This is a genomic window from Rothia sp. HSID18067 (genome assembly GCF_003989445.1).
Classification (GTDB): Bacteria; Actinomycetota; Actinomycetes; order Actinomycetales; family Micrococcaceae; genus Rothia; species Rothia aeria.
On the sequence record NZ_RBMF01000001.1, the window covers coordinates 73,760 to 91,597 of the forward strand.

Genomic DNA, 17,838 nt, shown 5'->3' on the forward strand with positions numbered 1-17,838 from the left:
AAGGACGAACCGCAGAAACTACGGCACTATAACGCGCCACGGTGGGCTACCCGCGAAACGCTGAACCCATCCGCCCGGCAAAGACACGAGGCGCACCCACCCGGCCGTATGATGTAAGAACGTGCAGAATACAACACACCCAAGGACGCACACGACGTGAACGGAACCCCCGAGACCCCCCAGGGCGCGCCCAGGACGGGAAACTCGCCAACCTCAGAACCCGCACCGGCACCCAACCCCGACGGGCCCCCTGAGGCACTGCCGCCGCACCTTGACCCCGCCAGCCACAGCTTCGACCCAGCGGCGGGGCTGGAACGCTGGGCGGAACAGATGGACATCTACACCGGCCCGGACGCGATGCTCAACTTTAACCGGGTTGACTATGTGCACATCGACCTCACCGCCGCAAACCCTTCCGGACTCGCCCAGCTGCTGGCCGGGCGGAAAACCCGCCTGTCCACCATTCTGCGCGACAAAAGCCTGCTGGAGGAGGGGATGCGTGCCGCCCGCACCCTGCGCACCAAAATCTATGAGCTGTCCACCGACCACGGGCTAGACTCCGGGTATTTCGTGGCCGGTACCGCCTCCTGGCTCTCACGCTCCACCCGCGAGCACACCGTCTCCTACGAGAAACGGTTTATTGCCCCTATCCTCATGGCGCCGCTGAGCATCACCCCGCACCCCAGCAGCGACGACTACGAGCTGCGCCTTGCCGGTGCCGCACGGCTTAACCCCGCCATGGTGCGCCAAATCAAACAGGAATACGATATTGACTTGGGCACCATGGACGTGGCGCAGCTGGCCAATTCTATGTCCCGCCTTGACCCCGAGCCCGTAATTGAGCGGATGCGCGCCACCACCGGGAACATCCCCGGGATGGCCATCGAATCACGGTTCTTCATCTCAACATTCGCCGACCTCAAAGAAAGCATGGGCGAGCTGCCGCACACCGCCCACACGCCGCTGGTGCGTGATATTGCCGCGCTCAAAGTCCCCGGGGTGCACCCGAGCATCCGCCCGCTGGTGCAGAACCAGCCCCCTCATGACGACCGTGACCCGCAGCGGGAGACGCAGCTGCTTGACGCCGACCCGGCCGCACAGACCATTATTGATGCGGCCGCCAGCGGCAACTCGTTCACCGTCACCGCTGCCCCCGGCACCGAGCCGCTACGCACCGCCGTGAATATTGCTGCGACCCTCGCGGGGCAGGGTAAATCTGTGCTTGTGGTGGGGGAGAAACGCTCCACCCTGGCCGATTTCACCGCACTGCTTGAACGCAACGGTATTGATTCCCTCCGTTTTGATGTGCTCACCGACCGCGACGCCGAAGGCCAGCGCGCCGAATTCATCCAAGCCATTGTGCGCAACGAAACCGCTGCCATACCCGAGGAAGAGGAGACCACCGCCGAGCTGCTTGAAACCCGCCGCCGCCTGCACAGGCACACCGAGGCTTTGCTCTCGCACGAGCCGTACTGGAATATCACCACCTACCAGGCGCTGCAGACCCTCGCCGAACTCACCTCACGGAACGAGGCGCCCGCAACCGGTGTACGGTTTAGCCGCCGCATGCTTGATCGGCTGCTCGAACGCGAGAACCTTGCTCACGACCTCACCCGCCTCGCGGAGCTGGGGGCGTTCACCCCGGCAGCCCGCACCTCCCCCTGGTACCGTGCCCGCCTGGCCAACGACGAGGAGACCGCTGACGCTTACGCACTGGTTCTCACCCTCAAATCCTCCCTGCTGTCTCTGCGGGAGGCTATGAGCCGGCTCAGCCGCACCACCGGGTTACGGCTGGGCCGCACTATCGCCGACTGGCAGGGGCAGCTGCGTATTCTGCAGCGCATCCGGGAAACCCTGAAACAGTTCCGCCCCACCGTGTATGACCGGCCCGTCACCGACCTGATAGCGGCCACCGCGACCGGGGCGTGGCGCCGCGAAAACGGCATCGAAATGAGCAGTATGCAGCGCTCCCGCCTGCGCCGCGCCGCTAAGGAGTACATCCTGCCGGGGGTGAATATTGGCGACCTGCACGAGCAGCTGCGGATTGTGCAGGCTGAACGCGCAGAGTGGATCCGGCACACCGCCGCCCCACGCACCCCGCAGATCCCCGAGAACCTTGATGCGCTTGTCACCGCCTGCAATTCCCTCATGAAAGAGTTCGACGGGCTGCGAATCGTGCTGGATGACTCCCCGGAAGGCACCGACTTTACCCGCACCACCCTGGACGCACTCGAACAGCGTTTGGACGCGTTACTGGCCGACCGGGTGCTGCTGATGAGCCTGCCCGAGCGGGATACCCTCACCGCGCGCCTGCTGTGCCTGGGCCTGGATGAGCTTATGGAAGATTTGTATGCCCGGCAGGTGCCGGCACGGCTGGTGGCCGCTGAGCTGGAGCTGGCCTGGTGGCAGTCCGCCCTTGAGGAGCTGCTGCACGACCACGAGGGGCGAATCCTGGGCGGGCAGGCGCTTCGCGGCGTTGAGTCCCGGTTCCGCCGCGCCGACTACGCCCACATGCTGGGTGCTGCCTCACGCTTGTTGGAGTGCACCCGGCAGCTGTGGAACGACCGGATCGACACCCACCATGAGCAGGCGGCGTACCTTAAAAGCCAGCTGCGCGGGCATGAGTTTGTGCTTCAGCAGTTATTGGAGCACGCCCCAACGATGGCGAGCACCCTGCTGCCGATTTGGACGGCCAGCCCCTTCGCGTTGGCACGTCACGTTCCGCCCACTATGCGTTTTGACGTTGCGATCTTATTAGATTCCGAATCGACACCGCTGGCGGCAAACCTGCCCGCCATTACCCGCGCTGAGGCGGTGATCGCCCTCGGCGACCCGCACTCCGGGTACCCGGCCCCGTTTATTGTTTCGGCACCGGCGACGGGGGCACCGGCGCCAGCAACGAAACGACTTGAGAGCACCTTTGACGCCCTTTCGAAGGTGGTGCCCTCGCTGCACCTGGCGCAGCTGGGGCGGGCCATGGACCCGGTGACCTTTGACTATTTGAACCGTGAGTTTTACGGGGGGCAGTTGCGGCAGCGCTCGGTGAGTGATGCCGCCTCCGAACCGAAGCCGACCCTTAGCGTCGAGTACATTGATACACGCGGGAAGGTGAGCGATAACGCCAACCAGGAATCGCCCAGTTTTGAGGTGGAGCGGGTGACCTTACTGGTGCTGGAGCACGCTTACCGGCGCCCGGAGCGTTCCCTGGCGGTGGTAACCGCGAGCCCTAAACACGCGCAGCGGGTGGCCGGTGCGGTGCGCAACGCCCTGAATAAATATCCGCAGCTGGCGCCGTTCTTTAAACCCGGAAAAGAACCGTTTAGGGTGGTTGATTTTACGCGCGCTGAGGGCATGGAGCGAGACACCATGATCTTCTCCTTGGGGGTGGGCCGTCCCCGCCCCGACCAGCGCACCCCCTACACGATGGGGCAGCTGTCGGAGGAGCACGGCCGGGAGGGGCTCGTGACCGCGCTGACCCGTGCCCGCCGCGCCACCCACATTGTTTCGTGTGTGAGCCCGGATGCGTTGGAGCCGCAGAAACTAGAGCACGGCGCCCTCGACTTTTACCGTCTGATGCGTGCCCATGAGGCACACCAGAAACGTGTGGACGAGCAGCAGCAGGCGGCACGCATCCCCGAAAAAATGCCCGATAACGAGTTCTTAGCGGGTGAGGATTACGGCCCTCTGCCCGACACCGGCGATTGGCTGCTGAACGACCTGCTGGTTCGGCTGCGCCAGCGCGGGGTGCGTATTGAGCCAGGCGGCGGGCTGGTGGCGTTTATTGCCTACGCCCCCGCAGGCGGTGGCGACGATGAGGAGCCTGACATGCCGCTGGTTGCCTGCTCGGACGCCTCACCGCGTTTTGCAAGCACCAGCGTGCGCGAGCGCACCCGCCTGTTGCCTGAGCGGCTGGGCCTTACCGGGTGGAACTACCTGACCCTGAACACGGTGGAGGTATTCGCCGACCCGGATGCTGTGGTGGAGCGCATTATGCGGTACGTTGGGATGCGGGAGGACAACTCGTGAGCGGCTACTCGCCCGTGCCGAAACCACGGCGCGGTCATCGCCGGGTGAGTGGGGCGGGCGCGCCAGCTGAAGCTGAACCGCGTATCGCTGGGGTGAATGCCCCCGAACCGGGGCGGGTGCAGCGTGTGAAGCCGTCGGGTGGGCAGAGGGCCGCCAGCGGACAACAGGGGACTGGGGCTACCCGTGGCGTGCCGGGTGGGCGTTCCCAGCAGGCGTTGAGCGCGGATGAGCTGGCTAGGCTGCGGTGGGTGCAGGAGATGAAGGAGCAGAAACCTCCGCACTATTAGCCCGCGCGGTGCCCTCAGGGTGCCGCGTACCCTATCCCTAGTTGCTTACCGTAGCCCCGCGCACCCTGGCGGGTAAAAGCCCAGCACTGCACGCTGGGCCATGTTGTTCACGTTTGACCTGCACCCTGACCGGATGAGGGGCTGGGTGCGTGGCGGTTAGGCGGTGCCTGCTGAGCTGCCGCTGGAGCTGCTTGAACTATTTGTGCTGTTGTTTTTATCGTTTGTGTAAAACCCGGAGCCTTTAAAGACAACGCCCACCTCGTTGTAACGTTTACGCAGTGTTTCCTGCCCGCAGCTTGGGCAGGTGCGCAGCGCATTATCGCTAAATGATTGGCGTTTTTCGAAGGCGTGGCCGCAGTTTTTGCACTGGTAGACGTAGATCGGCATGGTATTCCTCGCTGAGCCTGTGTGATTACTTCCAGCTAAAAAGTGTACCGCCTGTGTGCGGCGCCTGCCTACGTGCTGGCTGTACGGTGTGCTAGTGGGCGGCGTGTTCGCCGAGCGGGTGCACCCCGTTCTCGGTGAGCACCCGGTAAAGCACCCCGTCCCATGTGTCGTAGGGGATGCTGTCAAGCACTTCGTCGGCGAATACCACGCCCACTGTTGTTTCGCGCAGGGCCTGCTCGCTCAGGCGCGGCAGCAGCCGGTCGTAATACCCGCCGCCTTGGCCAAGCCGTCGCCCGTTGCGTCCGTAGGCCAGGGCGGGTACTAGGCGCAGGTCGGCTGCTGTGAAGGCGTGGGGGCCTTCAGCGTCGCCTTCGGGTTCGGCAATACCCATACCGTTGAGGGGGTGCTGCACATGCGGGTCCCATTGCACCCAGGCGAGTTGCCGCCCGGGGCGCACCACCGGCACCAGGATGCGGTGCCCGTCGCGGTGCAGCTGCTGCAGTGCGTCGGTGATGGGGGGCTCCGCAGCGGTCGGCAGGTACGCTGCAATGGTTAGTTTTTCCCCGGTGCGGGGTATGAGGGAGTAGATGCCTTCCTGGTAGCGGCGCGCATAGTCTGCTTGCCCTGCCTCTGCGCGGTTGCTGCGGTTAATGAGGCGGCGCGGGCGGATTTGGGCGCGTAATACTTGCTTATCGAGCGCGATGTCTTCGGGGGATGCCCCCGAGGCGGGCTGCTGCATGGTTCTCCTGGGACGACGTTGGCTGCAGTACTGAAACACAGCGTGGCGCGTGTTATTTCAATTATAGAATTGCAGAGGGCCTAATCCTGAGGGGAATGTCTAATCAAAGTATTGTGAAATATGCGGTACTTGAGACGTGCTTGTTCTGTGGGCATTCTCTTCTCATGTATGCTGTTTGCATGACTAATGTATCTGGGTCTATTACTAAGGCTGTTATTCCTGCGGCGGGTCTGGGCACCCGATTTTTGCCCGCAACAAAGGCGACCCCTAAAGAGATGCTCCCGGTGGTGGACCGTCCCGCCATCCAGTATGTGGTGGAGGAAGCGATCCGCGCGGGGCTGCAAGATGTGCTGATGATCACCGGCCGCAATAAGCGCGCCTTGGAGGATCATTTTGACCGTGTGCCGGGGTTGGAGCGGCAGCTGGCTGAGCAGGGTAAAGAGGCCCTGCTGAAGGCTGTGGAGGAGTCCAACTATTTGGGAGAGATCCACTATGTGCGCCAGGGCGACCCGAAGGGCCTGGGGCATGCGGTGCTGCGCGGTAAGGTACATGTGGGCAATGAGCCGTTCGCGGTGCTGCTGGGCGATGACCTGATTGATGAGAAGGAAGATCTGCTCTCTCGCATGGTTGAGGTGCAGCAGCGTACCGGCGGTTCTGTGGTGGCCCTCATGGAGGTTCCGCGTGAGGCGATTTCTGCGTATGGTGCCGCCGCGATTGAGACCGTTGCGGGTGAGGACTTTGTGAAGGTGACCGGGCTGGTTGAGAAGCCGGAGCCGGAGCAGGCCCCCTCAAATTATGCTGTGATTGGCCGTTACGTGCTGAGTCCGAAGGTGTTTGAGGTGCTTGAGAATACCGCCCCCGGCCGTGGTGGGGAAATTCAGCTCACTGACGCCTTGCAGACTCTTGCCGTGGGCGAGGGCGATGGGGAAGGCGTGTACGGTGTGGTGTTTAAGGGCCGTCGTTTTGATACTGGCGATAAGCTCTCGTATTTGAAGGCGAATATTATTTTGGCTGCTGAGCGCGGCGATTTCGGTCCCGAACTGTGCCAGTGGTTGAAGGAATTTACTGCCGAAAACTGCTAAAAACACGCGTTTTAGGGTGTTATGATGCGGTGGCTTCCCGTGCCGGGGGCCACCGCATTATTGTGCGGTTGGGTGTTTTCAACCCGGTGCTGTGTGGGCGGGCACAAAAACTTGGTGATGTTTTGTGCCTGGGGCGTATTCTGGCACACCGATATCCGCTAATTTCGGTAGTATTTATAGATATAGGTTTTTGGGATCCGGCGTTTTGATGGGGGCGGTATAGAAGCATGATCTGGCTGAGCACTTCGGGCATTGTGGTTGCCCTTGCTGTCATTATGCTCTTGTGGGTTGTGCCTAGGGCTTCTCGGCGCGCGCCCGCCAACGGATCCCGGCGGCAGCTGGCGAGTGTGGGCCGCACCGCTGAGGATATTTTCTTGTCCGCAAAAGTACTGTTTAATGAGGAGACTGCACGCGGCACGGGTGCGGCCGTGCCCTCTGCTTCCGGCAAGGCTGAGGTGTACGCTTCGACCTCCACCGGTTCGCTGGAGCCCCTGGGCGGGGTGGAGTTTGCTGAGAGCGCCGCTTCGGCTGTGGTGAACGTGCAGCAGCGACAGGAAGAGTTTGCGGACGATAAGACGCAGCTGCTGTACACCACGGATGCAGCCGAGAGTGCCGAAGACGCCGACCTGTGGGAGGAGGCCACGATGCGTGAGGACGCGAACGCCCAGCAGCAGGGCGCACACGATACTGAGCTTTACGACGAACCGTACGATGAGGACCTCTACGCCCCGGAGCCTGACCTGGACTCTGCGCCCGGTGCGGAGCCTGCCGACGGCGAGGCTGATGCACCCGCACATTGGGAGGTTACAGCAAATTCCCAACCTTCAGGCTCCCGGATAGGTCGTAGTATCCCTGAGGTTAATATAGATGCTGAGACGGCGGGGCAGGATCCCTCCGCTGCGGACACCGATTCTCAGCCTCGTAGCGGCACACACCATCAGGGCACCGGGCGTGCGGAGGAGTCTCGGGGGGAGGCGCCTTCGGCGGCTGCGGTTCGCGGCCCTGCCCTGCATGAGCTTTCCTCTACCGAAGAAGTTCCGGAGGTTCAGGAGTCAATGCTTGGGGGTCCGGTACCTCCGGGGATGACGGTTCATACCGGCCGCGCCGTACTTTTAGGTGTGGCCTTGCTGGCGTTTGTTGCGGCCCTGGGGTTTGCCCTTATGGCTTTTTCCGGCATGCTGTCGTGGGTGTGGCCGGTGGCGGCGCTGCTGGTTGCCGTAGCGACCGGCGGGCTGTTGCGGTACCTGGCGATTTCGGGTGCTAAAAAGCCCGCAGCGAGCCGCCGCGAATCTTCCAGCGCCCCGGTATCCGAACAGGCCGAGGCGACAGCCTCCGCTGAACACGGCAGCCGTGAGCCTGAAACAGTCGGTGCTGACCCGGCGGCTAATACCCGCCGCACCAAGGAGGCACGCCCCGCTCCCGCCCATATAGCAGCTGCGGGTTCGGTTGCACGTCAAGACAGCAGCCGGACGCAGGGGCGTCGCGCCCCCGCCGCCGAGCACCGTAGCGAACGTACAGCAGGGCGTGAACGTCCCGCTGGTGAGGGCGTTCAGGAGGAGTCGTCTCGTCCCCGCCGTGAGCCTGCACCACTGCGCCGCCACACACCTGCGCGTCGCAGTGCGTCAGCTCAGGGAGCCCGCGCCGCCGCATCGCCCGGGGTTCAGCGGGAACCTGATGCTCAGGGTGCCGCACGCCGTAGTTTAGCGGAACGGGAGCCGGTTCGGACCCGTACTTCTCAGCTTCCGGCGATTCGCCGGGGTGGGCGGGGCTCGCACCTGCCCCCGCAGCTGAGGCCCCTGGCACACCGTGATGAGCCCATGCTTTTTGATATCCAGACCGAGACCCCTCAGGCGCCTTCAGCCTCTGCCCAGGCCACTCAGCCTGCAGACTCGGCTGTATCTTCTGCGCCGGTCACGCCTGCTGCCCCCACCCAGAGCGCCCCTTCCCAAAGCGATTCTGCTGAGGCGGCGCAGCCTACTGCGCCTGTTCCAACTCAGCCACCTGCCGCCCCGGCCCGACCGGAGGCTGCTGCTAAAACTGGCAGGGTGCCGCAGCAGAACCCTTCCGGGGCATCCTCCTTCGAACGGAGTGGCTCCTTTGACGCTGACGCTACCGCCCCGATCACGGATGGGATACCCACGGCGAACCTGGCTCAGCGTGCCGCTGCGGCCCGCGCGCAGGCTACCCGCGCAGCTGAGGCGGCGCAGCAGGTGCAGCGTGAGGCTGCTGAGCGCGCCCGCCACAGGGCGCGGCAGCTGAACCTGCAGAACCCGTACCCGCAGCAGCAGCCCTCCAGCGATACGGCGGAGCACACCACGGTGCCGCTGGGGCAGGGTGCAACCCCTGAGGTGCCGCCGGTACAGCCGCCCATTCCGCATACTCCGGTGCCGTCAACTATTGATGAGAGTGACCTGGACTCTTTGGATGATGATGTCTCACCGGTGTTCGAGCCGCAGCAGCAGCTGGGTACGCTCGGCAGCGGGTTTGAGGATACGTCTACTCAGGGCATTCGGCTGGGCCCCGGGGCGATGCCCATGTTCAAGGCCACCTCAAACACCTGGGAGCCGGTGGAGTTGCCGAAGCCGCTGCACACCCTGCATCAGAAGAAAGATAAGGACGCTAAGGGTAAAGGTAAAACCGGAGAATAGGTACCAAGGGCAGAAGCCGAAATATACAAATGCAGAGCGGTTCCTGCAGCAGTCTATAAGCGCTCGTGCGGGCCTGTCTCACCATGGTGAGACAGGCCCGCACGGCGTTAGTGAGCGGATAGATATAGCGCACAGTAACTCTATGATTAAGGTAATACTTGAATATACCGTGTGAGTGGGCGCACAGAACCTATGATAGGTTTATCGAATAAATACAATCCGAAAGGATGCCGATTACGATGACTTCCGAAATAACCCGCCGCGCGGCTTTAAGTCTTGTGGGTGCAGGAACAACGGTGTTTTTATCTGCCTGCGCGGCAACCAATGTATTTGTGGGTACTCAAGAGGATGCCTCTTCACCGTCAGCCTCTCCCAAAGACTATAAAGGCGAGGCGAAACTGGAGGAATACGATACTTCTGCTGGTACCTTTGAGCCCGCAACCCATGACACTCCGCCCAAAAACGTTCCCAAACCTATTAAGCCCAAAAACGCTGACGAAGACTCCGTAGCCGGACTGTATTCCAGTATTGCGTTTCTCGGGGCGGCTATTACCTATGCCTTTACTACGGGGGATACCACATATGTGCAGGACTCGGCGTTCAACGAGGAAACAAAGAAAGAGATAATAAACAATAGGGTCGTACGAAAAACGGCTGAGGGTAAACACTGGGAAGCTGACATTAAGCTCGTTTATTCTCTGGAAACCTCAGAACCCACAAAAGAGGGGGACGAGTACACCTGGCCGTACCGGGGAATTTCCCGCCACGGGACGTACTATGTGGAGGTTGATGGCCCAAAGACCAGCGTGAACTTCATTTCTGAGAGCAGCCAGGAGACTATAACACCGGGGCGGATTAAAGCGAAACACACCGATGGTCACTGGGTCATTAATTTTGAGACCGATGAGAGTGCCAGCCCCAGTGCTTCCTCCTCCCGCTCATCAAGCATATAAGGCGCGTTTCTTATAGTGTGCTTTCTGTGAACGGGGACGAGTCATGGCCCAGCACCATAATGATGAGGGCGCTTTCTCTGAGCAGCAGGGAGGGGGTAGAGAAGGCTTCTGCCCGTTCCCTGTATCCGTGTATTTTCCGTAGCCGGAGTGCAATATCTAGGGCTATTTGGGTGTATACGTAAGGGAGGAGTCCCTCTTAGGACTCCTCCCTTGCTGTCACCCGGATGTTCGGGATGGGGGTGGTTCTTAGTAAGACGGTGAGGGGCTGGAGCTTGACTCGTCAAACTCAATATCAATGACCCACCGACCACCAGTGTATTTTGCTTTAATCTTCCCACTTCCCTTACTCACCTGCTGGCTTGTGGGGATGGTGCTCACCTTCACGGAGCGCTCGGTAGAAGTCTCTGTCACATCTACCCGGAACGCCCCGTGCCGTGATTCCATCTTATGCAACCAGATGTACTCATCCCCTTCTTTTGTGGGCTCCGAGGTCTCTAAGAAAATCACAACTTTGGACTCGGCCTCCCAATATTTACCCTCACGGATTTTATCTAGGGTGACCGCAGACTTAAATCCTTTCTGATCTTCCTCACTAAGAGCGGATTCGTTGATCGGCCCAACGTCCCCGGTCACTAAAGCATACGTGAGGGCAGCCCCAATAAATGCAATGCTGGAATACAGCCCGGCTACGGAGTCCTCATCAGCATTTTTGGGCTTAATAGGTTTGGGAGCATTTTTGGGCGGGGTATCCTGAGTAGCGGGCTCAAAGGTACCGGCAGAAGTATCGTACTCTTCCAGTTTCACTTCGCCTTTGTAGTCCTTTTTAGCGGCCGATGAAGACTCGCTGGAGGAGCCATTAATAGCTGTGCCAGACCCGCAGGCGGCAAGAAGCGTTAGGGATGTTGCGCCCGCAAAGCCCAGGGCCGCGCGGCGGGTTATTTCGGAAGTCATGGTAACCGGTTTCCTCTCAAGTGCGTGATATACCAGCTATCTCTATCCTAGAGAACACGCGGCCCATAAGCACGTACATTTAACTATTACTTTAAATGTAGGCTTCTGTGTGGCGAGTGTACTGGGTGCAGCAGCTTCCGTCGCAGTTAAGGTAAGGAGGGGGTTCCAGCTGGAACCCCCTCCTCGCATCACACACAGGAAGAAAAGTCTTCGAAACCGTTTCGCGGAAGAATCCTTCCCACAAGGACTCTCGCTATTTGGTAATAAAAATATAACCTAATTAATGGGGGTGTGCCAACCCGAATATCTCAAGAAATAGTGACAACCTGTCTGCAAAGCAAGGTGTACCTAAGTTAGTTCCGTGTATTTGCGGGCAAAAACCGGGCACGGCTAGGGCACAAAAAATATTTAAACTTTTTCCCCGCCCCTCTTTGCGCACCCTCAGCTGTGGGTAAGGCCGGTAACATGCAGCGGTATGGGTGGGTAAAACGTGAGAGAATGGCAGAGTGAAAGAATGGTTCGATTCCCTACCTGTAGAGGCGGCCGTTGCCTGCCTGTGGGCGATCGGCATTATCCGCACGTCCATTGTGTTTCTGCTCGGCTACCTGGCTGCCGCCGGAGGGGCACGCTTGAGCCGCATCCGGGAAGCAATGGACACCCCCATATACCAGCGGGCCACAGCGTTCGTGAACCGCTGGGGCGTATTAGCCGTGCCGCTGTGCTTCCTCACCGTAGGCTTCCAAACCGCCGTCATTATCACCACCGGGTTCACGAAAATGCCGTTACGCCGCTGGGTCCCGGCCATGCTCGTGGGCACTTTCATCTGGGCCGTCATCTACACCACCGTGGGGTTCGCAGTGCTCGCCGCCCTGGGGCTGCAGCCGTGGATGCTGCCGGTTGCCCTAGCGGTAATCGTGCTCCTCAGCCTGGGAATCTCTAAAGTGCGTGAACTCATCACCGACCGCAAACCCCGCCCGTAACCGGGGCCGCCGCCGTCCACTGTGCTAGCGTAAAGGCATGAACGAAACCCCTGAAGCTGTTACACCCGCAGAACCGGTACCGCCAAGCACCCAGCAGGAGTCCAGCATTGAGCTTGCCGCCCCCGCCGTCGGGCTCATCTACTCGGGGCAGGCAGCCCCCGCACCGGTGCTGAGCTGTGCCAGCTTACGCATCGGCTACGAGCCGGGGGTAATGCCCGGAAAATGGTTCACCCGCTGGCACGAACGCTACGGCAGAACCGCCCCGCTGGCCGAAATACCGCTTCGCGAAGGGGCCGGTCTTGAGGCACTCACTACCGCGCTCAGCACCCCGAACAGCACCAGCGGCGAAGCCCGTTTCGAGCCGTTAGCGCACATGGCCATAATGCGCGCCACCGCACAGGAAACCCCCGATAAAGACCGGTACCACAGCATCCGCCTGTACGAGGAAGTACCCGTGGTGGTGCTGCCCAAAGACCATGTGCTCACCGTGCTCGACGAGGTTCCCCTAGGTGAGATGGCTGAGGAGTTCCTGCTGCATGAGCCCGAGGAGTTCCCCGCCTGGGGTGAAGCCTCACAGCAGTGGCGCCAACAGAACCCCCGGTTTTTGCCGCAGATTCCCACCCACGCGGACGCTATCGAACTGGTAGCTGCCGGGGTGGGCCTGTACATCACCCCCATGTCGGTGGCCCGCCTGCACCACCGCAAAGACCTCACCTACCGCCCGGTACCCGACGCCGACCCGTACCCCGTGCACCTGGTGTGGCCCCGTACCCCGGCAGCCCCCACCCCCGATACGGTCCAGGGTGAGAAAGACGACGAGTTTGAGGTGCTCATCCAGGACTTTATCGGCATCGTGCGCGGGCGCACCGCATCCAGTAACCGGGGCAGCGAAACCGCCCAGGCCCGCCGCACCCGCATAGCCGGTGAACGCGCCAAGGCCACAGCGAAATCCCGTGTGGCTAATGCCCGCCGAGAAGCACGCCACCAGAAAACAGCCGCCTCCCGCACCGGCGGAACCTCCCGGCGCAAAGCCGCCGCAGGCAGCAAACCGGGACGAAATGGCAGGCGAACCGGTAAACGCCGGTAGCCCGCCACCCGCCATCACGGGTGAATAGCGCCACCAGTAAACAGGCCGAACGCCCAAGAAGACGCGGTAGAATCGAATCTATGGCATTAGCAATGGAGACCCGACCCGCCGCCTACGCGGTTGTTATTGAGCAGGGCAAACTGCTCATGACCCGCTGGGCGCCCGAAGACCGCTCGCACGAGCCCCTGTGGACGTTACCCGGCGGCGGCATGGAACCGGGGGAGCAGGCCGACGAAACAGCCCTGCGGGAAACCCTCGAAGAAACCGGGTACAGCGTTGCCATTGAAGACGTCCTGGGCGTGCACGCCGGGCATTTCCCCGCGCGCAACGGCATGTACGGCAACTCTCTGCCGTTCTGCGCCTTACGCATTATCTACCGGGCGCACATCGTCACCGGCCAGCTGCGGGCCGAAGAAAACGGCTCCTCAGACATTGCCCGCTGGGTTCCCATTAGCGAAATTGATACGCTGCGCTACGGCACCATTATTGATGAAGTGGCCTCCATGATGGGGTACGCCACCGCCGCCGCCTGGGCCCTGGAATACCGCGAATTCCTCGCCGACGAGAACGCCAGGAAACTATCATGAACACGCCCCACCCCCGCCCGCTTGTGAGCCGCCGATCGGCGCTCACTGCCGCCGCGCTCGCCCCCATCCTGGCTGCCTGCTCCGCTGGGGACAATAAACCCAAGGTGGATCCCTCCGCCTCAGCCTACGGCACCCTCTACGTCACCACCGGGGTGTTGGGGGCTAAAACCATTGTTGCCCATGTGTACGCCCAGGCGCTGCGGAACGTGGGGTACACGGTGGAGGTTATTGGGCACAATAATAACCGCGACGAGTACCTAGCGGCCCTGGGCGCCACCGAAAACACGCGCCTTGATGTTGCCGTTGACTTCACCGGTGACTTGCTGCTGCACCTGACGAAGAACGGTACGCTCAGCCCCGCCCAGCTGCAGGCGGAGCATCAGACGGCCTCCGCCAGTGCCTCCGCCGCCAGTGCTGGGGTGACCCTCACCCCCTCGGCTACCCCCAGCATCCCCGCCGATATTAGCCCCAGCCCCAGCCCGACCCCCACCGGCGACCCCATTAAACCGCGGGCCTTATCACTCAGTGATACGCTCTCAGCTATCGGTAAAATTATCCCGGGGCACCTGAAACTGATGGATACCGTCAGCGCCCAAAACCGCAATGTTCTGGTGACCACCAACGCCACCGGGGCCCGGTATAAGTTCAATAGCCTGAACCAGCTGCCCGAAGTGAAAGCGCCCCTCACCTTTGCCGTGCCCGAGGCGTATAACACCGGAAACTACGGGATTGCCCTGCTCAAGAACGTGTACAAGTACCAGGTTCCCGCCACGAAGGTGGCTAATGAGAGCACCGAACGGGAACAGCTGCTGGCTAAAGATGCGGTGCAGGTGGCGCTTCTGCACAGTATCGACCCGAGCATTGAGGATAACCGGTTCACCATGCTCGAAGACCCCCAGTCCACCCAGCTGAACCAACAGCTGGTGCCTCTTGTGCGGCAAAGCCTGCCATCTAGTGCACAGGAGGCCATTAACCGCGTATCATCTACATTAGATACCGGTAATCTGACCTTTCTACTTCGCCTCACGAGTGGAACAAACCCCGTCGCCGAAGACGAAGCAGCAAAATTCTGGCTCGACCACCCAAGGAAGTGAATATGACTAAGTACCGTCAGTCGTCGAAGCTCAATAACGTCCTCTACGATATCCGCGGACCTATTCTCGAAGAAGCGAACCGCATGGAGGCGATGGGGCACCGCATCCTCAAACTCAATATTGGTAATACCGCGCCTTTCGGGTTCGAAGCGCCGGACGCGATCATGATGGATATTATCCGCCACCTGCCCGTCACGCAGGGGTACTCCGATTCGCGCGGGCTGTACTCGGCGCGAACCGCCATTGTGCAGCACTACCAGAACCGGGGCATCCTCGACCTGGAACCTAACGATGTGTACCTGGGCAACGGGGTGTCCGAGCTGATCCCCATGACCTTGCAGGCACTGTGCGAAACTGACGATGAGATCCTCGTGCCCATGCCCGACTACCCGCTGTGGACCGCCTCGGTGGCGCTATCGGGCGGTAAGCCCGTGCACTACCTGTGCGATGAGGAAAACAACTGGTACCCGGACCTTGAAGACATTAAATCGAAGATCACCTCACGCACCAAAGGGATCGTGGTTATTAACCCGAATAACCCCACAGGTTCCGTGTACCCGCGCCACATCCTGCAGCAGATAGTGGATGTGGCCCGCGAACATGAGCTGGTGGTGTTCACCGACGAAATCTACGAGAAAATTATTTACGACGGCGCCGAAGCCATTAACCTGGCCACCCTCACCGGTGACGACGTGCTATGCCTGACCTTCTCGGGCCTGTCGAAGGCGTACCGGGTGTGCGGTTACCGTGCCGGCTGGGTTGCGATTACCGGCCCCAAGCATGAGGCCGCCAACTATATTGAGGGCATCACCCTGCTCGCCTCAATGCGCCTATGCTCGAATGTGCCCGCCCAGCACGCTATCCAGACCGCCTTGGGCGGGTACCAGTCCATTGATGCGCTGGTGGCGCCTGGCGGGCGGCTGCATGAGCAGCGTGACGTGGCGTACCGTATGCTGAACGAGATTGACGGTGTGAGCTGCAACCAGTCGGACGGGGCGCTGTACCTGTTCCCCAAGGTCGATACTGAGAAGTTCAACATTGTGGACGATGAGAAGTTCATGCTTGACCTTCTGAAGGAGCAGAAGATCCTGTTCAGCCACGGCGGCGCGTTTAACTGGCATAAGCCCGACCACTTCCGCCTGGTGTTTTTGCCGGATGTGCAGACCCTCACCGATGCGCTGAACCGGCTGGGGGAGTTCCTCTCCGACTACAAGCAGCGTGCCTAACCGGCAGGTGTGAGAACAAGAAGCGAACGTCCGGGCACCCGCGAAATAACCGCAGGTGCCCGGACGTTTAGCGTGCCACGTGAGTTAGCCGGAGGGGCTAGCCGTGTGTTTCCTCCCCGTCTTCGGCGTCTTCACGCTGCTCGGCGCGCGCCTCATTAAGTTTTTCGCGGGCGCCCTCAAGCCACGCCTCGCACCGTTTCGCTAGGGACTCGCCGCGTTCCCACAGGGCGATGGAAGTTTCCAAATCGGATGCACCCGATTCCAGCTGCCGCACCACGTTCTCAAGTTCGGCGCGCGCCTGCTCGTAGCTGAGCGTATCAACCGGCGCACCCAGCGACTCGGTATTAAAACTAATGTTTTCGGCCATGTTCTGTCCCTTTCTGGTGGGGTTCTCATAAAATCTGGCAGGGTCTAAAAACTTCTAGTGCCGCCCCTGCAGCCGGTGCGGCACACAGGGGCGCTGACGGGACCGGGCTCAGGCGTCCACATTCGATGCGTGCACCCCGGTGACGGACGCATCCGCGCTGCCAACCCCGGCGCGTACCGTCAGTTTCTCACCCACGGTCAGCGCGGAGGCATCCCGCACCAGCGCCCCGTCAGCCCGCTGCACAATCGCGTACCCGCGCCGCAGCGTCAGCTCAGGGGAGAGAGACCGCACCCGCGCCAGGGTGTGCGCCACCGCATCCTGCTCCCGCGCCAGCCGGTGCTGCACCGACACCAGCGCCCGCTCCCGTAAACGGTGCACATCATCGGCGCGCCACCCCAGGTCATTCTCGGGGCTGGTAAACACCGGGCGCTGCCGTAACTGCTGCACATACTGCCACTGGTTACTCAAATACCCAGCGATGGCCCTGTCAATACGCCCGCGCGCCTCACTAATCCGGGCGAACTCCTCCGCCACATCCGGCACGATGCGCTTGCCGGCATCCGTAGGGGTGGAGGCGCGCACATCAGCCACCGCATCAACGATGGGGGAGTCGGCCTCATGCCCGATCGCCGACACCACCGGGGTGTGGGCCGCCGCGACCGCACGTACCAGCGACTCGTCCGAGAACGGCAGCAGGTCCTCAAATGAGCCGCCGCCGCGGGCCAGCACAATCACATCCACCAGCGGGTCGGCATCCAGCTCCGAGAGCGCCGCACACACTTCACGCACCGCGTTCGCGCCCTGCACCGCCACCTGCCGCACCTCAAAAACAACCCCCGGCCACCGGAGCGAGGCGTTGCGGATCACGTCTTTCATGGCGTCGGAGTCACGCCCGGTCACCAGCCCCACCTTCTGCGGCAGCAGCGGCAGCGGCTTCTTGCGGGAATCCGCGAACAGCCCCTCAGCGGCCAGCGCCTCACGCAGCTGCTGCAGCCGCTCGTGCAGGTTGCCGGTGCCCACCGCGTGGATGCGCTCACCCACCAGCGACAGGCGCCCGCTAGGAACCCAGAAACTTGGTTTCGCCAGCACCACCACACGCGCCCCCGGCACCACATCTTTGCCGATGCTGTAGGCGGCGCGGCCAAAAAGCGCCAGAGAGAATGTGGCATCAGCCTCAAGGTCTTTCAGGTCAATGAACACGCTGCCGCGCCGGTTATTGAGCGAAACCACCTGCGCCTCAACCCACAGCTGCGGCACCTTCTCAATATGCGCCTTGAGGTTACGCGCCAAAAGCGCCAGCGGCCAGGGGTTCACGGCGCTCGTCTCGCTGGAGGTGGCGGGAATCTGCCGCTCATGCGCGGGCGGAACCGTGAGCACCTGCGGGCGGGCATCAAAATTACTCATACATCTATTTCTACCACCGA

General features: G+C 61.5%; 15 protein-coding genes. 10 read left to right on the plus strand and 5 right to left on the minus strand.

The genetic code is table 11. The features are described 5' to 3' along the window. Positions 1 to 156: 156 nt before the first annotated feature. Entirely contained in the window at positions 157 to 4,026 is a 3,870-nt protein-coding gene (locus D8M23_RS00380) for a DEAD/DEAH box helicase (RefSeq protein ID WP_126853021.1), read from the plus strand. Further along, positions 4,023 to 4,313, plus strand: coding sequence for an ATP-binding protein (locus tag D8M23_RS00385; RefSeq protein ID WP_126853022.1), 291 nt, complete (start codon positions 4,023 to 4,025; stop codon positions 4,311 to 4,313). The genes D8M23_RS00380 and D8M23_RS00385 overlap by 4 nt, the downstream gene beginning before the upstream one ends. A gap of 156 nt (positions 4,314 to 4,469) precedes the next feature. On the opposite strand, the gene D8M23_RS00390 is transcribed toward D8M23_RS00385, so the two are convergent. Together D8M23_RS00390 and D8M23_RS00395 are read right to left on the minus strand one after the other, a co-directional pair. Further along, positions 4,470 to 4,700, minus strand: coding sequence for an FmdB family zinc ribbon protein (locus D8M23_RS00390; protein WP_126853024.1), 231 nt, complete (start codon positions 4,698 to 4,700; stop codon positions 4,470 to 4,472). Between the two features lie 91 nt (positions 4,701 to 4,791). Beyond that, positions 4,792 to 5,439, minus strand: a complete 648-nt coding sequence (locus D8M23_RS00395; protein WP_126853025.1) for a 5-formyltetrahydrofolate cyclo-ligase — start codon at positions 5,437 to 5,439, stop codon at positions 4,792 to 4,794. Positions 5,440 to 5,618: 179 nt separating this feature from the next. On the opposite strand from D8M23_RS00395, the gene galU reads away from it, so the two are divergent. The 3 genes from galU to D8M23_RS00410 all read left to right on the plus strand — a co-directional run bounded on the left by galU (position 5,619) and on the right by D8M23_RS00410 (position 10,122). Then, positions 5,619 to 6,521 (plus strand): UTP--glucose-1-phosphate uridylyltransferase GalU, encoded by a 903-nt coding sequence (gene galU, locus D8M23_RS00400; RefSeq protein WP_126853027.1) that lies wholly within the window; start codon positions 5,619 to 5,621, stop codon positions 6,519 to 6,521. A 227-nt stretch (positions 6,522 to 6,748) separates the two neighbouring features. After that, positions 6,749 to 9,169: a phage holin family protein gene (locus D8M23_RS00405; protein ID WP_126853029.1), complete on the plus strand. Its 2,421-nt coding sequence runs from the start codon at positions 6,749 to 6,751 to the stop codon at positions 9,167 to 9,169. A 239-nt stretch (positions 9,170 to 9,408) separates the two neighbouring features. After that, the gene (locus D8M23_RS00410) at positions 9,409 to 10,122 is read left to right on the plus strand and encodes a DUF6318 family protein (protein WP_126853031.1); all 714 of its coding nucleotides are present in this window, start codon (positions 9,409 to 9,411) and stop codon (positions 10,120 to 10,122) included. A gap of 246 nt (positions 10,123 to 10,368) precedes the next feature. Here D8M23_RS00410 and D8M23_RS00415 read toward each other — a convergent pair whose 3' ends face one another. Further along, positions 10,369 to 11,073, minus strand: a complete 705-nt coding sequence (locus tag D8M23_RS00415) for a DUF6318 family protein (protein ID WP_126500359.1) — start codon at positions 11,071 to 11,073, stop codon at positions 10,369 to 10,371. A gap of 506 nt (positions 11,074 to 11,579) precedes the next feature. Here D8M23_RS00415 and D8M23_RS00420 point away from each other — a divergent pair. From D8M23_RS00420 to D8M23_RS00440, 5 genes are all read left to right on the plus strand, one after another. Then, the gene (locus tag D8M23_RS00420) at positions 11,580 to 12,053 is read left to right on the plus strand and encodes a DedA family protein (protein ID WP_006888771.1); all 474 of its coding nucleotides are present in this window, start codon (positions 11,580 to 11,582) and stop codon (positions 12,051 to 12,053) included. A gap of 37 nt (positions 12,054 to 12,090) precedes the next feature. Then, a complete protein-coding gene (locus tag D8M23_RS00425; protein ID WP_126853033.1) occupies positions 12,091 to 13,140 on the plus strand; it encodes a LysR substrate-binding domain-containing protein in 1,050 nt (349 codons plus the stop codon). 80 nt (positions 13,141 to 13,220) lie between these two features. After that, entirely contained in the window at positions 13,221 to 13,727 is a 507-nt protein-coding gene (locus D8M23_RS00430) for an NUDIX hydrolase (RefSeq protein ID WP_174234594.1), read from the plus strand. Beyond that, positions 13,724 to 14,821, plus strand: coding sequence for a glycine betaine ABC transporter substrate-binding protein (locus D8M23_RS00435; RefSeq protein WP_126853034.1), 1,098 nt, complete (start codon positions 13,724 to 13,726; stop codon positions 14,819 to 14,821). Before D8M23_RS00430 ends, D8M23_RS00435 begins: the two co-directional genes overlap by 4 nt. 2 nt (positions 14,822 to 14,823) lie before the next feature. Continuing rightward, entirely contained in the window at positions 14,824 to 16,047 is a 1,224-nt protein-coding gene (locus tag D8M23_RS00440) for a pyridoxal phosphate-dependent aminotransferase (protein ID WP_037234699.1), read from the plus strand. A 97-nt stretch (positions 16,048 to 16,144) separates the two neighbouring features. On the opposite strand, the gene D8M23_RS00445 is transcribed toward D8M23_RS00440, so the two are convergent. After that, positions 16,145 to 16,414, minus strand: coding sequence for an exodeoxyribonuclease VII small subunit (locus D8M23_RS00445; protein WP_126500356.1), 270 nt, complete (start codon positions 16,412 to 16,414; stop codon positions 16,145 to 16,147). A gap of 108 nt (positions 16,415 to 16,522) precedes the next feature. Beyond that, positions 16,523 to 17,818, minus strand: a complete 1,296-nt coding sequence (xseA, locus tag D8M23_RS00450) for an exodeoxyribonuclease VII large subunit (RefSeq protein ID WP_126853036.1) — start codon at positions 17,816 to 17,818, stop codon at positions 16,523 to 16,525. Positions 17,819 to 17,838 lie beyond the last annotated feature (20 nt).

What these genes read in the sequence shown, in the direction of transcription:
- D8M23_RS00390 (WP_126853024.1), bottom strand. Translation starts at nt 4,700, where the DNA reads ATGCCGATCTACGTCTACCAGTGCAAAAACTGCGGCCACGCCTTCGAA.
- D8M23_RS00395 (WP_126853025.1), bottom strand. Translation starts at nt 5,439, where the DNA reads ATGCAGCAGCCCGCCTCGGGGGCATCCCCCGAAGACATCGCGCTCGAT.
- galU (WP_126853027.1), top strand. Translation starts at nt 5,619, where the DNA reads ATGACTAATGTATCTGGGTCTATTACTAAGGCTGTTATTCCTGCGGCG.
- D8M23_RS00405 (WP_126853029.1), top strand. Translation starts at nt 6,749, where the DNA reads ATGATCTGGCTGAGCACTTCGGGCATTGTGGTTGCCCTTGCTGTCATT.
- D8M23_RS00410 (WP_126853031.1), top strand. Translation starts at nt 9,409, where the DNA reads ATGACTTCCGAAATAACCCGCCGCGCGGCTTTAAGTCTTGTGGGTGCA.
- D8M23_RS00415 (WP_126500359.1), bottom strand. Translation starts at nt 11,073, where the DNA reads ATGACTTCCGAAATAACCCGCCGCGCGGCCCTGGGCTTTGCGGGCGCA.
- D8M23_RS00425 (WP_126853033.1), top strand. Translation starts at nt 12,091, where the DNA reads ATGAACGAAACCCCTGAAGCTGTTACACCCGCAGAACCGGTACCGCCA.
- D8M23_RS00430 (WP_174234594.1), top strand. Translation starts at nt 13,221, where the DNA reads ATGGCATTAGCAATGGAGACCCGACCCGCCGCCTACGCGGTTGTTATT.
- D8M23_RS00435 (WP_126853034.1), top strand. Translation starts at nt 13,724, where the DNA reads ATGAACACGCCCCACCCCCGCCCGCTTGTGAGCCGCCGATCGGCGCTC.
- D8M23_RS00440 (WP_037234699.1), top strand. Translation starts at nt 14,824, where the DNA reads ATGACTAAGTACCGTCAGTCGTCGAAGCTCAATAACGTCCTCTACGAT.
- D8M23_RS00445 (WP_126500356.1), bottom strand. Translation starts at nt 16,414, where the DNA reads ATGGCCGAAAACATTAGTTTTAATACCGAGTCGCTGGGTGCGCCGGTT.
- xseA (WP_126853036.1), bottom strand. Translation starts at nt 17,818, where the DNA reads ATGAGTAATTTTGATGCCCGCCCGCAGGTGCTCACGGTTCCGCCCGCG.